Source organism: Sanyastnella coralliicola (genome assembly GCF_030845195.1).
GTDB lineage: Bacteria > Bacteroidota > Bacteroidia > Flavobacteriales_D > Sanyastnellaceae > Sanyastnella > Sanyastnella coralliicola.
On sequence record NZ_CP132543.1, the window covers coordinates 1,384,381 to 1,399,073 of the forward strand.

At 46.4% G+C, this 14,693-nt stretch carries 15 protein-coding genes; 4 read left to right on the plus strand and 11 right to left on the minus strand.

Features of this window, described 5'->3' with window-relative positions; translation table 11 throughout:
- Positions 1-46: 46 nt before the first annotated feature.
- The 5 genes from RA156_RS05835 to RA156_RS05855 are packed head-to-tail and all read right to left on the minus strand — an operon-like array spanning position 47 to position 3,880.
- On the minus strand, positions 47-973 hold the full coding sequence (locus RA156_RS05835) for a YbbR-like domain-containing protein (RefSeq protein WP_306643619.1): 927 nt from the start codon (positions 971-973) through the stop codon (positions 47-49).
- A gap of 39 nt (positions 974-1,012) precedes the next feature.
- Complete coding sequence (gene yajC, locus RA156_RS05840; protein ID WP_306643620.1) at positions 1,013-1,345, minus strand: preprotein translocase subunit YajC; 333 nt, start codon at positions 1,343-1,345, stop codon at positions 1,013-1,015.
- 2 nt (positions 1,346-1,347) lie between these two features.
- Positions 1,348-1,800, minus strand: a complete 453-nt coding sequence (locus RA156_RS05845) for a DUF1573 domain-containing protein (RefSeq protein ID WP_306643621.1) — start codon at positions 1,798-1,800, stop codon at positions 1,348-1,350.
- Entirely contained in the window at positions 1,800-2,747 is a 948-nt protein-coding gene (locus RA156_RS05850) for a transcription antitermination protein NusB (protein WP_306643622.1), read from the minus strand. The genes RA156_RS05845 and RA156_RS05850 overlap by 1 nt, the downstream gene beginning before the upstream one ends.
- A 23-nt stretch (positions 2,748-2,770) precedes the next feature.
- Entirely contained in the window at positions 2,771-3,880 is a 1,110-nt protein-coding gene (locus RA156_RS05855) for a Glu/Leu/Phe/Val dehydrogenase dimerization domain-containing protein (protein ID WP_306643623.1), read from the minus strand.
- A 166-nt stretch (positions 3,881-4,046) separates the two neighbouring features.
- On the opposite strand from RA156_RS05855, the gene RA156_RS05860 reads away from it, so the two are divergent.
- A complete protein-coding gene (locus RA156_RS05860) occupies positions 4,047-5,042 on the plus strand; it encodes a DUF4249 family protein (protein ID WP_306643624.1) in 996 nt (331 codons plus the stop codon).
- 45 nt (positions 5,043-5,087) lie between these two features.
- Positions 5,088-6,707 (plus strand): DUF4139 domain-containing protein, encoded by a 1,620-nt coding sequence (locus tag RA156_RS05865; RefSeq protein WP_306643626.1) that lies wholly within the window; start codon positions 5,088-5,090, stop codon positions 6,705-6,707.
- Positions 6,708-7,082: 375 nt separating this feature from the next.
- On the opposite strand, the gene RA156_RS05870 is transcribed toward RA156_RS05865, so the two are convergent.
- The 5 genes from RA156_RS05870 to surE form a co-directional block, all read right to left on the minus strand.
- Complete coding sequence (locus RA156_RS05870; protein WP_306643627.1) at positions 7,083-8,651, minus strand: PDZ domain-containing protein; 1,569 nt, start codon at positions 8,649-8,651, stop codon at positions 7,083-7,085.
- Between the two features lie 80 nt (positions 8,652-8,731).
- Positions 8,732-9,904 carry a SpoIID/LytB domain-containing protein gene (locus tag RA156_RS05875; protein WP_306643628.1) on the minus strand — a complete coding sequence of 391 codons (1,173 nt, stop codon included), beginning with the start codon at positions 9,902-9,904 and terminating at the stop codon, positions 8,732-8,734.
- A gap of 7 nt (positions 9,905-9,911) precedes the next feature.
- A complete protein-coding gene (gene lpxB / locus RA156_RS05880) occupies positions 9,912-11,027 on the minus strand; it encodes a lipid-A-disaccharide synthase (RefSeq protein ID WP_306643629.1) in 1,116 nt (371 codons plus the stop codon).
- Position 11,028: 1 nt separating this feature from the next.
- Entirely contained in the window at positions 11,029-11,325 is a 297-nt protein-coding gene (locus RA156_RS05885) for a hypothetical protein (RefSeq protein ID WP_306643630.1), read from the minus strand.
- Entirely contained in the window at positions 11,322-12,101 is a 780-nt protein-coding gene (gene surE, locus RA156_RS05890) for a 5'/3'-nucleotidase SurE (protein ID WP_306643631.1), read from the minus strand. Before surE ends, RA156_RS05885 begins: the two co-directional genes overlap by 4 nt.
- A 108-nt stretch (positions 12,102-12,209) precedes the next feature.
- On the opposite strand from surE, the gene RA156_RS05895 reads away from it, so the two are divergent.
- Together RA156_RS05895 and RA156_RS05900 are read left to right on the plus strand one after the other, a co-directional pair.
- The gene (locus RA156_RS05895; protein WP_306643632.1) at positions 12,210-12,806 is read left to right on the plus strand and encodes a T9SS type A sorting domain-containing protein; all 597 of its coding nucleotides are present in this window, start codon (positions 12,210-12,212) and stop codon (positions 12,804-12,806) included.
- Between the two features lie 3 nt (positions 12,807-12,809).
- Positions 12,810-13,217: a secondary thiamine-phosphate synthase enzyme YjbQ gene (locus tag RA156_RS05900; RefSeq protein WP_306643633.1), complete on the plus strand. Its 408-nt coding sequence runs from the start codon at positions 12,810-12,812 to the stop codon at positions 13,215-13,217.
- On the opposite strand, the gene RA156_RS05905 is transcribed toward RA156_RS05900, so the two are convergent.
- The gene (locus RA156_RS05905; RefSeq protein ID WP_306643634.1) at positions 13,218-14,678 is read right to left on the minus strand and encodes an aminoacyl-histidine dipeptidase; all 1,461 of its coding nucleotides are present in this window, start codon (positions 14,676-14,678) and stop codon (positions 13,218-13,220) included. It lies immediately after the preceding gene.
- Between the last annotated feature and the right edge of the window lie 15 nt (positions 14,679-14,693).

The following is a 14,693-nucleotide window of genomic DNA, read 5'->3' on the forward strand; positions in this document are numbered from 1 at the left end:
CTTGGTATTTGGTTTTTAGTACTAAGAACTAAAGACTAAAAACCCCTCATCTAATAATCAAGAATTCTACACGCCCTGGCTCGATAACCAAGTCTTTTAGCCCGGGAGGGTATTGCTCGAGACGGAGGGCCACACGTTGTTTTCCGGATTCTGCGAGCTCAATCAAACTTTCCGTATCACATACAACCTTAAAGTCGTCAGGGGAGAAGGCCTCGGCCATGCTTCCAGCACTAATGAATCCAACTTCAACACTGTCTGGGAAGAAGCTGATTGACCTAACTCCAGAGATTTTAGGCGCCGTGATACCCACAGTGATACTCGCATTGATTAATCGGTCTGTTGACCATGAAACAGACACCGATTCCGCGCTAGCGTTAACCCCTGGAGGAAGATTCAACGTAAGCTCTTGTTCACCGTTACCGTCGATGGTAAGCACTTCGGTATGGACGAACTGCATCGTGTCAAGAATAAGGCTCGGACCTTCAAGAACAACTTCAGATGGCGTTGGACGAAGTTGACTTTTCAGTCTGTTCTGATCTGGATTGGCCAATTCAAAATCAACCATTACCGGAATCGTGCGTTGATTTATTGTGCTCAGGACAAAGCGAAGAGAATCTGGACGAATCGCAACGATGTTACGATCATTTCCGACGATGCGCAGTAGTTCACTTCGAAGTCGAGAAGTTTCAAGAGCTGAGCGTCCGGTACCGTAAACAGAGGCGTCAATAGGTACATCAACTGCACGCTCACGCTTGAAATAGCGCTGTCCAAGAATCCCAAACCCTGTAGAATTCACTTCTACTTCGAGGTACTCAGTCTCTGCAGAGACGAGCTTCGTTTGATCGTCCTGAAGTTGATAAGCAACGGGAACTTGAATGATGTCAGTAGCGTCTTCAGTCAGTGATCGAAGGAGCCAGATTACTCCAGCGATCAAGATGCACACGATCAACGCGCGGACATCGCTCCGATCCATTCCACGAAGGATATTTCGAAAGCGATCGGCCACTTTGACCTAGCTATTCTGCTGCATGTCCTGCTCGCTCACCGTCTGGTTTGGAGAGATTGCAGAACGCTCAACGCGCATTTTACCTTGTTCGATCGAGATCACCACAGTCTTTTCATTCATCTCCACGATCTTACCGTGAACTCCGCCGATGGTAACGACCTTATCACCTTTAGAAAGTGATTCACGGAACTTCTTCGCTTCTTTCTGACGCTTCATTTGCGGACGAAGCATGAAGAAGTACATGATGATGAACATACCTCCAAGGAGGATAAGGAACTGGTATGGATTTCCTTCTGGAGCAGCTTCTGCTTGAAGGAGGATGGTGAGCAGGTTGGTCATATTTACTGGCTATTCGGACCGACAACCACGCCGGTCATGTAGATTAAGTTCTTAGTAGGTACGGTATTGGCTAGAACGGTGATCTTTTTGCGTTGTGAACCCTCACGCTTTGAGCTATTGAATTCAACAACGATTTCTCCGTTTTCACCTGGTTGGATTGGTTCTTTCGGCCAATCCTTCATTACGGTACATCCGCAAGTAGATTCCACCTTAGAAATCAGTAGGGGAGCATCACCCGTATTTTCAAATTCGAAGTTGTGTCTAACAACTTCTCCTTCTGCAATGGTTCCGTAATCAAATTCGGGAACGTCAAAAGTGATTTCCGGGAGTTTCGTATCAGCGCCTTCGCCAGAAGCTGATGAAGGAATATTGATCATGTCAGTATTGACTCCATCATCACTTGATTCGCAAGCGAAAAGGAACACAGCTAGGGATATGATCAGTAGGTATCTCATTATTGAAGTAAGCCTCTTCCGATCTTCTTGATGACTCCGTCTTCCTTTAGTTTGGCAAACAGTTGATCAAGAACACCATTGATGAATCCGTTACTCTTAGGTGTGCTGTAGTATTTCGAGAGTTCGATGTACTCGTTGAGGGTAACTTTCAACGGAACCGTCTCGAAAGTACGTGCCTCCGCAAGCGCCATCTTCATGAGGATGGTATCAAGCGATGCGATGCGTTCGATTTCCCAGTTTTTCGTCGACTCCTGAATGAACTTCTCGTTCTCTTCTCCTTGACTGAGTGTCTTTACGAAGAGGTTCTTTGCAAATTCAAGCTCTTCGTCATCGCTAGAATCCCATAATTCTAGAAGATTCACGTCATCGTCTCCATCACTGATGGTTTTGATCGTTTTAATCGTCATTGATGAAACGATGTCTAGGTCATCATTCCAGAAGATGCTTTTCTCCTCGAAGAAATCATGAAGTAGTTCAACGTTGATCATATGGCGTTTGAAGAAACGAAGCAGGAACTCACGGTCGTGATCAAAACCACGCTCGTCGCTTTCCATGTACTCCTTGTAGTCTTCCGTCTCGATCAAGTCTTTAAAGACCTTCTTTACAAGCTCTTTCTGATCAGCCCAGCTAACACCAGTGTCGTCTGCCGCCTTCTTGAGAGATTTGCTATGCACTAGCGTGCGAATCACTCGGTTGGTAACAAACTTCGTGTTTGGGTGCAGGTCTTCCTGAGTAGGAAGCTTCTTGTTTTTACCGGCTTCGATCTTTTCAATCGCAGCTCCTTGCATCTCAATGATGAGGGAGAAGAGGTAGATGTACATTTCATACATCTTGTCAAATGAGAAGAACAACGCTTCTTGCGACTTCTTCACATCTCCTTCGCCTTCAGTGTAATGGGCGTACAATGCCTGCATCACTTTGATGCGAATATGCCTGCGGTTTAGCATGGGTGGTTGAGCTTAAGTTTTTGTTAGTAGGTCAGCTTCACTTTTCCAATCGCTTTGATTCTAGCTTCCGCTAGTTCATTCGCTGCTTGGTAACTTGGAATACCAAGGTCAGCAGAGCGTTTGAAGATTTCAAGTGTTGTGTTATAAATTTCTTCAGTTTGAGAGAGCGCCGCATCGCGGTTGTATCCAGTAACTTCCCAGTAGCAGTTGATGATACCACCGGCATTCACAAGATAATCAGGTGCGTAGAGGATACCGCGTTCACGAACGATTTGTCCGTGCTTTGATTCATTGGCCAGCTGGTTGTTTGCTGCTCCACAGATAATGGTACAGTTCAAACGCTCTAGCGTTTCATCATTCACAGTTGCTCCTAGCGCACAAGGTGCATAGATGTCCATATCAACATCGTAGATATCATCAGGCGCTACGGCTGTAACTCCAAATTTCTCTACGAGTTTCTGGATAGAAGGCTGGTGGATGTCAGTAATCGTTACGATAGCCTTTTCACTCACCAAGTGCTCCACAAGGTAGGCGCCTACGTGGCCTACACCTTGCACTGCAACTTTCTTTCCCTCTAGGCTGTCGCTGCCCCAACGTTGCTTAGCTGCAGCTTTCATACCCATGTAAACACCATAAGCCGTTACAGGAGATGGATCTCCTGAACCGCCCATATATTCTGGTAGACCGGCAACGTGCTTTGTTTCCAAAGCAACGTATTCCATGTCTTTCGTTGTAATACCTACGTCTTCAGCCGTGATGTATTTACCACCGAGGCTATTGACGAATTTTCCGAAGCGACGAAATAGTGCTTCTGATTTTTGAGTTCGGCTATCGCCGATGATCACTGCTTTTCCACCACCAAGATTGAGGCCGGCTAGCGCAGACTTGTAGGTCATACCGCGGCTCAAACGCAATACGTCTTTCAACGCATCCGCTTCTGAGGCGTAATTCCACATACGAGTACCTCCGAGGCTAGGGCCTAGAGTTGTATTGTGTACTGCGATAATTGCTTTTAATCCTGTTGCCTGATCTTGGCAGAAGAGCACTTGCTCGTGATCATAAGTTGACATCTGTTCGATGACAGCTGCGGTTGCATTTGATGTTGCCGCTTCATTTGAATTCACTCCGATCATTTCCTTGCAGATTTGTGGTCACGTTTACCACGCGACGGCAAAATTACAGCTTTTAATGAGGTGGACACAACACTAGCGATAAAGAGTTGTTACAATTTCTGCTAATATTCTCCATTTCAGAGGGCTGAATAATGAATGCCTCACGAACATGAACTACTTTTGCACTATGCGTCGGAACCTCAATATTCTCGTGCTTTTCAGCTTAGCAACACTCTTCTTTCTAGCTTCTTGTGAGAAAGAGATTGAAGTAGACCTACCTGCGGCTACACCACGTATGGTCGTAGAAGGCAGCATAGAGCAAGGACAGCCGCCTATTGTATTCCTGACGATGAGTCAAGCTTACTTTGATCCCATTGATCTCAATGCGTATCAAGAGTTGATTGTACGCGATGCAGATGTTTACGTAACGTCGAACGGCAATCAAGTACAGCTCGATCTTATCTGCTCAAGTGATGTCCCTGAGGAGCTTCTGCCGGCGGTGTCTGAATTGACTGGTTTCACAGAAGAAGAGCTAGCGTTGATTGACATCTGTTTGTACACCACCTTTGACGAATCCATATGGGGAGTTCCAGGGAATACCTATGATTTACGTATCGAACGTGGAGAAGATCTGTTGACCTCACGAACGAAAATCAATACTCCAATTGCCCTTGACAGCGCTTGGTTTCGAATTCCAGGCAATCCTGATCCGGATGACTCGCTTGGTTTTGCCTTCGCCATCCTGACTGATCCTGATACCCTAGGGAATGCTTACCGTTGGTTTGCTCGTCGTGTGAATACTTATCCTGCATGGTCTGAAAATGCGGGTGAAGTCAAAGACGCGAATTACATTGCCCCATTGGGTAGCGCTACTGACGATGCCTTTTTTAATGGCTTAAGTTTTGAATTCGGTTACTTCCGTGGAACCGCTCCCGGATCAAATAAGGAGGATGACTTCAATGCCGAGGCAGGATATTTCAAAGTTGGGGATACCATTGCTATCCGTGGCACCGTTATTGATCGTGGAGCATTTGATTATATCATCAGCTTTGAAGATCAAGTTGCTACCCAGGGATCACCGTTTGCATCCCCAGCAAACATTCGGACAAACATCGAAGGAGGTTTGGGTGCTTGGATTGGCTACGGAGCTTCGTACGATACGATCATTTGCGCTGCGCCTTGATAGCGCCGGAATTATTTTCCACCTTGTCACCGATAATACACCTTTATGAAGATCGCTTCACCATTTCTCATGGCGGTACTTTTCGCCATCACCCCATATTTCGTTGGGGCTCAAACCAATGTCAATAGTCAAATCGATGAAGTCACTGTGTACCTCGACGGAGCAGTAGTAGAACGTTCAGGGACTGTCAACCTGAAGGCTGGACCAAACGAGCTTCGCTTTAGTGGAATCACGCAGTACATCTATCCGAATAGCCTACAGGCCGCGGGCGGAGACAACTACGTCATCACCAGTGTTAGTTTCCAAGTCGACCGAGACGCACAGGCACGCTACCCGGCACATATTGAAGCGAAGCGAGATAGTTTGGATGATGCTCAATTTGACAAGCGAGCAAAGCAAGCCTTGCGAGAGACGTTCCAAGAGGAATTGCTATTGCTTCAGCAGAACCGATCAATCAATGGCAATCAAAACGTCTTGTTGGTTGAAGACATCGAAGAAATGGCTGATTTCTACCGTGAACGCATCAAAGAGATCAAATACAAGATTCTTGAGCTAGAAGATGAAGAGCAAGACTTGGTGATGCTCGTTTCTCGTCTTCAACGTGAGCTTCAAGACTTTAATGCGAATCGTCCGCTCAACGTGGGAGAGATCATTGTGAAGCTTGATGCGAAGAAAGCAGGGAACGTGAACTTGGGCGTAAGCTACTACGTAACGCAGGCAGGCTGGATTCCTATGTACGATTTGCGCTCAAAGAATACAGATTCACCGGTTGAACTGACCTTCCGAGCGAAAGTTCGTCAAGGAACGGGCAATGATTGGGATAATGTCAAGTTGAACCTTTCAAGTGGTAATCCAAGTATTGGTGGAAATCCGCCGGCGTTAAGTCCTTGGTATCTCTATTTACAACAAGCGTACAAAAGCAATGGTAGAAGATATAAAAGTGCTTCAAAGGCTTGGGAGAATCCGGCAGAAGGGGCGTACGAAAGAATGGAAGAAGACGCAGAAGGCATCGTATACAGCTTGGAGCCAGGAAACGTCGCCATGGTCAACGAACGATTGATTTCCACTGAATTCAACTTGACGGTCCCTTACGACATTCCTAGCTCGAATCAGTTCCAAGAAGTGCAAATGCAAACCATATCATTGAACGCTGATTACCGCCATTTCGCCGTTCCTAAATTGAATACGGATGCCTATCTCACTGCTGACGTTGTGAATTGGCAGCAGTATAGTCTTTTACCTGGAGAAGCTTCCATATACTTTGAGGGTGACTATGTAGGCACTTCTTACATTGATCCGTATCAAACAACGGATACTTTGCAGCTTTCAATGGGAAGAGATCCAGGTGTGATCATCGACCATGAACAGATCAAGGAGTTCTGTAAGACCTCTACTTTCGGAGGGAAGAAAACAACCACAAAAGCGCACAAGATCACGGTGATGAACACGCGTCCAACAGCAGTAACTCTTCGCTTAGAAGATCAGTTACCTCTCACCACAGACGAAGACATCACCATCGAAGCCACAGAGCTTTCAGGTGGCCAGCACGACCTTGAAACAGGTAAAGTGACTTGGGATCTTGAACTAGCGCCAGGAGAGAGCAAAGAGATTATCATTTCGTTTACGGTTAAATATCCGAGAAAGAAGCCGATAGCGAACCTCTGATCGGTGTCCGGCGTCCGGCGTCCGGCGTCCGGCGGCCGTTGGGTGACGCTATGATGAAGATTGAATTGAGCCTCCGCAGTTTGTGGGGGCTTTTTTTTATCCGGCGTCCGGCATCCGGCGTCCGTTTCTTTTGGGCGAAAGGGCTAAATGGCTAAATGGCGAAATGTGACTTCTGTTCTATAGATGCTGATTAAGTGAGTTTTGATCGACTTTCATTTGCTCACTTTTGAGGCAGAAATACCTTTTTCCGCAATCCGCAATCCGCAATCCGCAATCCGCATTCCTTGAAAAAAGAAAAACCCCGCATAACGCGAGGTCTTCCTTCAAAAATTGCATGATAAAACCGGATGCCGAATGCCGGACGCCGGAAAAGGATCAACTCCCTTTAACCAATTTCTTGCTGTATGTTTTATCTCCTTGCATTAGCTGCATGTAGTATACGCCGTCAGCTTGATCAGATAGGTCGAGCATATTGCGGTATTGACCGTCGAAGTCGTTGATTTGCTCATCGTATACGAGGCTTCCCATTTGATCATAGATCATAACGCGCACGGGGTCATTTGCAGGCAGTGTGAACTGCAGTGCAAACTGACCGCTACTTGGGTTAGGGAAGAATGAGATGTTGCTCATATCGAGGTCATTCGCATTGCGAAGCTTTGTATCCGCGTTTTCGTTTACGATGGCCATGTCTTCCTCAGTCACATTGTCGATTTCTAGACGGATGCTGACCTCAGAATCAACTTCGAATCCATCAGGACGCTCCATAGCGAGTGAAAGTTCTTCTAGTCCTTGCATCAATTCGTCCAGTCCTTCACCGAACTCATCCATGCCTTCTAGGCTTTCCATAAGACCTTCTAGTCCTTCACCGAGATCATCAAGGTGAATTTCCATGTCGTAAAGCTGACCCCCAAGCTCGTCTACTCCTTGAAGGTTAGGAACGACCATCAGTCCTTCGTAGTTATGGTACTCACGTGAGCCGATTTCAGTGGTTGTTGTCATGGTATTCTGTCCACGACGGTATTCGATGGTTACCTGATCACCTGGTGATGTTCCGCGGATCGCTGTAACGAGCTCATCCCAATTATGAACGAGGTCTCCATTGAAACGCTTGATAAGGTCACCAGCTTCTAGACCTGCTGATTCAGCGGATGATCCTTCGATCACAGATCCTAGCATTACACCAGCATCTGGTCCACATCCTCCAGGAGTAACACCAAGGAACGAACGTTCTTCCATGTCTTCACTCTTGAAGAAGTTTTCTTCGCTGTACTTGTCAGGGTAGAGGTTATCGAGGTTGATTTCGAAGTCTCCGCCATTAAAGTCAAATGACTCTCCTGACCATGGGAAACCGATTTCTTCCACTGGACGCTCACCGAAAGTCACTTTCGTTTTTTCTTCGTTTCCATCACGGTTGTACTTGATGGTTACTTTTTCATCTGGTTTGTGCGCTTTGATCGCCTCAACCAACTCGTCGTAGCTGTTGACGTCGTATTTACCCACTTTCGTTATGATGTCACCTTCTTGAAGGTCACTTTCAGATGCCGCTGTGTCATCGATGATTCCTGAAACACGAGCTCCACGGGTACCGTCTGGTCCGTTTGCTGTGTCTACATATACACCGAGGAATGCGCGTCCAGAGCTTTTTTCAGGATAGAAGCTAAGGTCGTAGTTCTGCTCTTCACCGTTTTGATTCAGTTTGCGAACAGTAATTTCGAAGGCCTGTCCTTCTTCAAGGTTTCCGAATTCATCAAGGATGTCGAGTTCTTTGAGGATAGCCTCAATGTCATCACCATTCTGAAGGTTGATCTCTTTCTCGAGTTCTTCAACCTCGCCGTTGGATTCTTTCTTGATCTTAACGGTGGCTTTGTCTTGTGCTTGAGAGAAACTAACCGCGAAAACAGCTAGCAGCACAAACAGGGCTTTAAGGAGATTTTGGTACCGCATGTTATTGATTTTGATTCATCTCAAATCTAAACCCAATGAACGTGAGCGGGTGTTAATGCTTCGCAAGAAATGTTAATGCATTATTCTTCGCGGAAGAAGTCAATGTACTTCTTATCAATGAGATGCACCTCTTTATAGTAGTAGTGTATGATCTCGCTAGCGCGGAATCCGGAACGTGCCATGCGCATGGCTCCCTCTTGACAAAGGCCCACTCCGTGACCAAATCCTACACCAGTGAAATTGACGAATTCCTCATCCTCATCAATCACGAAGAAGGCGGACCGAAGTCCCATATCTCTTCTGATGGTGGTCATTCGTAGATTTCGAAGGCTGTCAGAGAAGTACCGTGTACGCTCTGTTGGGTAGAATGCCATCACGAGACTATCAGAAGCTTCATCAAAGTCAAAATCTTCATGGGAGCGCAGGTAGTTCAGCCATTTCTCTTTTGGAATTCGCTTCTCCCAATTGCTATGGGGCATGACGAGGCAAAAGGTGTCAGGTCTGCCCACCAAATAGGGAAGAGGCTTACTCCAGACGTATTCAGAATTCAATGTGTGTCCGCCGCAGTTCGAGTGAAATGCAGCTGTAATCAAGTTGATGTCAGAATCGACTAAGACTTGATCTTTCGTATCCCAAGTAGCAATGGGAATGCGGTATTCATAACGCGCAATCCCATGGTAGGCTTGACAATGCACTTGATCACATACGTTGAAGCCTTCGTTGATGTGGCGGTCTTTATTGGCGAGAGCGTAGGTACGTGCTATGATTGCTTGCACTTTATAATACTCTAGTTCTTGCTTTGCACCAGATTCGGCTTCAGTAACTCCAGCCACATAACGCTCAACAGAAGCTTCGTTCACAAGAAATAAACGCCCCTTTAAAGCGCGTACAATGAGGTTGTCTGGATATATGTAGTTCGATTTCTTCTTAGAAACCTGGGTAGCCGATAATCTGAACTTACTTTCCCATTCCTGGGATTGAATGATCAGGCGCTGATAGTTCCCAATAACTTTGCCCTGATACTTGAGCGTCACAAGACTTCCTTGAGCGGTGAGTTCTATTTGTGAAGCAGCGGGAAGGTCTAAAACTTGCTTGTCATTGTAGGTGACTACATAGCTTCCTTCGGTAATAAACACCTGAGCATTCAGGTGTGGATCTCCACCATTAATCCCTACTCGAAGTTGATCCTGAGCGTCGATATCAGAAAAGCATAAGATGCTTATTGCCAGAAGTATGTAATGAAATAGCTTCACTAAAGATTTAATTCTGAATTTTGTTCTTCAGATCATCAACGATAATGGTTGCTGCTTCGCCAGAAGCACCACCGCCTCCCAATTTTTCTTTCAATTGGGCGTAGCCTTTGAGCAGCTCTTGTCGCTTTCCATTTGGGTCGAGTAGTGAGCTTAACTCTTTCGAAATAAGATCTGTGTTCATCTCTCCTTGAATCAATTCACGTACCACTTCTTTATCCATGATCAGGTTGACAAGTGAGATGTACTTGATCTTTACCAAGCGTTTCGCGATTTGATAGGAGATGCTGCTTCCTTTATAGCAAACAGCCTGAGGCATGCCATGCAACGCGGCTTCTAGCGTGGCTGTTCCAGAAGTCACAAGTCCAGCTTTTGCCTTCTGAAAAAGGGCATAGGTCTCGCCAAAAACGATATTGAAGTCTGAGATTGACTTAAACTGCTCGTAGAAAGAGGGCGATTGGCCAGGGGCACCGGCGACTACGAATTCATATTCAGGGAAACGTTTGGCCACTTCTAGCATCACAGGCAACATCGTGCTAATTTCCTGCTTACGGCTTCCAGGGAGCAATGCAATGATCTCTTTTCCAGGAGTTTCGATCGATAGGCTTTTACTGTGTTCCTCTTTGCCGATGACGTCTAAGAGTGGATGTCCGACGAAGTCTACTTCCATCCCGTGGCCTTTGTAGAAGTCTTTTTCAAAAGGGAGAATCGTCAGCATACGTGTTACGTCTTGCTTGATTCGTTTCACTCGCCCTTCTTTCCAGGCCCATACTTGAGGTGAGATGTAGTAGTATACCGGAATACCTTGTTCTCTGCAGAAAGTGGCGATGCGCAGATTAAAACCTGGGTAGTCAACCAAAATCACGGCATCTGGAGCATATTCCAGAATGTCTTCCTTACATAGTTTGATGTTGCCAAGAATGGTACGAATGTTCATGAGGACTTCAATGAAGCCCATGAATGCCAGGTCTTTATAGTGTTTTACGAGTGTAGCGCCTTGTTCTTCCATGAGGTCACCGCCCCAAGCACGAAAGGAGGGAGAAGCATCGCGTTCGGCGATAGCCTTCATCAAATTTGAAGCATGTAAATCTCCTGAAGCCTCTCCGGCAATGACGTAGTATTTCACTTCAGTAAAAATAGATTACAACCGGCACCGAAAGTATCACAATTCCTAACACACCGCGGCAAAAGTTATACCACTGGAAGCGCATGAATAGTGCAAAAAGGAAGATGTCGAATAACACACTTACGGTGATGATCTTGTCTGTAAAGAAGCCGGAACCAATGAAGACATCGTTGATGAAGTAGCTTAGCTCTTGAGAGTAGTATACCGACCAAAAGGTGGCGTACATAAAGAAGCCAATGACAGCTCCAAGTACACCGGCAATGGCACCGATCCAGAGTTTATCGAATCGTTCTTTCATAGATCAAAGTCCCACTGATTAAGGGTGCCAATGGCGTGGTGGTTGGTTAAGTCAAATTGCGTTGGCACCACAGAAACATATCCATTAGCCAAGGCCCATTCGTCTGTATCTTCTCCTTTGTCTGGGTTTTGGAATTTCCCTGTCATCCAGTAGTATTCGCTTCCCCAAGGTGATTGGCGCTTTTCAAACGCGTCTTCCCAACTACCCATCGCTTGTCGACAAATCTTAACTCCTTTAATCTCCTCAAGTGGGAGTTTCGGGATGTTCACATTGAGACAAGAGCCTTTGGGAACTCCATTCTTTAACACGGCTTCTGCGATCTTCTTTACGAAGGGCTTACAAGGTTCGAAATCCGCGTTAGCGCTATGGTCAAGAAGAGAATAGCCGATGCTAGGAACGCTCTCTACGGCTCCTTCTACAGCAGCAGACATTGTTCCTGAGTAGATAACGTTAATGCTGCTATTCGCTCCGTGATTGATGCCTGAAACCAAGAGGTCAGGCTTCCTATCTAAGACGCGATATATCGCCAGCTTCACACAATCCACAGGAGTGCCGGACGTTGAGAATGCACGAACCCCTGAAACTGGGTAATCCACCTCTTCTAATCGAAGGATATTGTTGATGGTCACAGCATGACCCATGCCTGATTGCGGACTATCTGGGGCGACCACCCACACATCACCCAACTCAACCATTACTTCGATCAAGTTGCGGATTCCCTTGGCAAAAATGCCATCGTCGTTGGTGACTAAGATTAATGGGCGTTCTGTGCTCATAGTTAGGCGTATTTTGAGTTCGCTTGTATTTACTTTGAAACTCAGTGCAAACTTATGAAGAGCACCGTGAAACTTTTGTGAAGCTAAGCCTGTATTTTCAACGTCAGAATGTGGTCTAAACTCTTTTTAACGGTATTTGCTCTCCTCCCTGGAGTCATCCTTGCTCAGGGACAGCATCACTTGCTTGAATCGATGTCGGTTCGACAGGTAGATGATGGCGTGCGTATTGATTTTGGGATCAAGGGAGGGGCCAGTTGTACGGGGGCTCAAATGCAACGCCGACTTGGCGAATCTGATTTCGTTCAAGTGGGGCAAATTCAAGGGGTTTGTGGAGGAAGTGAGTTTACTGAATACTATACCATCGTTGATTCTTCTCCGATTAATAATCAAGAAGCACATTATCGCTTGATCTTAGGCAATCAAGGGCCGACAACTGAATTGTCTATTACATTCATCCCGATGACAGGTGAGGTTTTGATGTACCCTAATCCCACGAACGGCCCCGCACGCGTCCGTTGGAGCGGAGTAGATGGGGATGTGTACATCTTGCGTGTTATAGACGCTTCTGGCCATCTTATGCACGAGGAACAGGTAATTGCTCCTTCGACCAATGCGAATTTCCAAGACCTACGACCGGGCTTTTATATCTTGCAACTGATCAAAGAAGGAGAGGAGCCGATGAGCTACCGCTTCCTACGTCAGTAGATTATGGCAGAACATTTTGCAATTGAATTGCCTCCCTTTCCAAGAGGCATACATCTCATTACGAACCACGTCCGCAAAGACTTACCATTGAATGGTGATGGGGTTCTCCATTTGTTTATTCAACACACTTCAGCAGCACTGACGATTAATGAGAACGCTGATCCGGATGTCCGTCACGATATGGAATTAATGATGGACCGCATCGTACCTGAAAACCAGCAAGGGCTATTGCACACCTACGAGGGGCCTGATGATATGCCTGCGCACACCAAGTCGTCCCTTTTCGGTAGCTCCGTGAGCATTCCGTTTTCTGAAGGGAATTTACTGTTGGGAACATGGCAAGGTATTTACCTCTGCGAGTTCCGCAATTCCACCGGTAGGCGAAGAATGATCGCTACAGTGATGCGCTGATTAATTCTGAGGAATACGCTTCAGCGTTTCTAGCAAAAAGCCCCAGTACTTCTGTACAGAACTGATTTGAACCTTCTCGTCAGGACTGTGTGCTCCACGGATATTAGGACCGAACGAAACCATATCCATATCAGGGTAGTTCGTTCCAAGGATTCCACACTCTAGACCAGCATGACAAGCAAGAACGTTTGGTTCTTCCTTGAACATCTCACGGTAGAGATCAGCCATTAACGAAACGATGTCTGATGAAGGGCGAGGCTGCCAACCTGGGTAAGCTCCGGACGCCAAAACCGTTAGATCGATTTGCTCGAAGTTCGCTGTTAATGCGTTCGCTAGATCATCTTTTTCTGTGTCTAGAGAGCTGCGTGTAAGGCACATAACCGTTACTTCACCGTCTTTCACGACTACTCGAGCAAGGTTATTCGAAGTCTGTACGAGGTCTTCGATATCTGGGCTCATACGGTAGATACCATTCCACGTAGTGTAGATTGCGTTGGTTAATGCTGTTTGGAATTCCTCCTGCATCACTTTTCCCGGAAGATCAACAGACTCCATTGTGATGTGAAGATCTGGGTCAGTAGTTCCGTGCTCCGCAGACAAGATTCCTTCCATCTCTTTCACGTAAGCCGCGAATTTTTCGTCTTGTGAAGTCGGAACTGTCACTACGGCCACTGATTCACGAGGGATGGCATTACGCAATCCACCACCATCAATGCTAGCAACACGTACACCATAGTTTTCAAGCGACTTCCAAAGCACACGATTCATGAGCTTGTTCGCGTTTCCAAGACCTTTGTTGATGTCCATTCCGGAGTGTCCTCCTGAAAGACCTTTTACGGTAATCTTGAAAGCGACGTGATTCGCTGGAGTGTCTTCTTCAGTGTAGCTTCCGTTTGCTGTGATATCAACACCTCCGGCACAACCAATTGTCAACTCGTCATCGTCTTCGGTGTCAAGGTTGAGTAGAATCTTTCCTTTGAGCCATCCGCCTTTCAACTCAAGAGCACCAGTCATTCCTGTTTCTTCATCGATCGTGAAGAGGGCGTCGATTGCTGGGTGCTCAATGTCATCGCTTGCGAGGATTGCCATAATCGAAGCAACACCGATACCGTTATCAGCACCGAGTGTTGTTCCTTCGGCTTTCACCCAGTCATCTTCCACGAACATCTTGATTCCTTCAGCATCGAAGTCGAAGTTCGTATCGTTATTCTTTTGATGAACCATGTCCAGGTGACTTTGCATCACTAGGGGAGTGCGGTTCTCCATTCCGGCAGTCGCTGGCTTGCGGATTAGTACGTTGCCCACTTCGTCTACTTCGGTAGGAAGTCCGAGCTTGTTCCCGAAGTCAACCATAAATTGGATGACACGTTCTTCTTTCTTTGACGGACGAGGAACGGCATTCAGGTCAGCGAAATGGTTCCACATGCTTTTCGGCTCTAGGCTACGTACTTCTTGGCTCATCTTATTTTCTAATTA

Coding starts and splice junctions, on each gene's coding strand:
- surE (WP_306643631.1), bottom strand. CDS start 12,101: ATGAGCACAGAACGCCCATTAATCTTAGTCACCAACGACGATGGCATT.
- RA156_RS05885 (WP_306643630.1), bottom strand. CDS start 11,325: ATGAAAGAACGATTCGATAAACTCTGGATCGGTGCCATTGCCGGTGTA.
- RA156_RS05855 (WP_306643623.1), bottom strand. CDS start 3,880: ATGATCGGAGTGAATTCAAATGAAGCGGCAACATCAAATGCAACCGCA.
- RA156_RS05835 (WP_306643619.1), bottom strand. CDS start 973: ATGGATCGGAGCGATGTCCGCGCGTTGATCGTGTGCATCTTGATCGCT.
- RA156_RS05850 (WP_306643622.1), bottom strand. CDS start 2,747: ATGCTAAACCGCAGGCATATTCGCATCAAAGTGATGCAGGCATTGTAC.
- RA156_RS05865 (WP_306643626.1), top strand. CDS start 5,088: ATGAAGATCGCTTCACCATTTCTCATGGCGGTACTTTTCGCCATCACC.
- RA156_RS05860 (WP_306643624.1), top strand. CDS start 4,047: ATGCGTCGGAACCTCAATATTCTCGTGCTTTTCAGCTTAGCAACACTC.
- yajC (WP_306643620.1), bottom strand. CDS start 1,345: ATGACCAACCTGCTCACCATCCTCCTTCAAGCAGAAGCTGCTCCAGAA.
- RA156_RS05900 (WP_306643633.1), top strand. CDS start 12,810: ATGGCAGAACATTTTGCAATTGAATTGCCTCCCTTTCCAAGAGGCATA.
- RA156_RS05870 (WP_306643627.1), bottom strand. CDS start 8,651: ATGCGGTACCAAAATCTCCTTAAAGCCCTGTTTGTGCTGCTAGCTGTT.
- RA156_RS05845 (WP_306643621.1), bottom strand. CDS start 1,800: ATGAGATACCTACTGATCATATCCCTAGCTGTGTTCCTTTTCGCTTGC.
- RA156_RS05905 (WP_306643634.1), bottom strand. CDS start 14,678: ATGAGCCAAGAAGTACGTAGCCTAGAGCCGAAAAGCATGTGGAACCAT.
- RA156_RS05895 (WP_306643632.1), top strand. CDS start 12,210: ATGTGGTCTAAACTCTTTTTAACGGTATTTGCTCTCCTCCCTGGAGTC.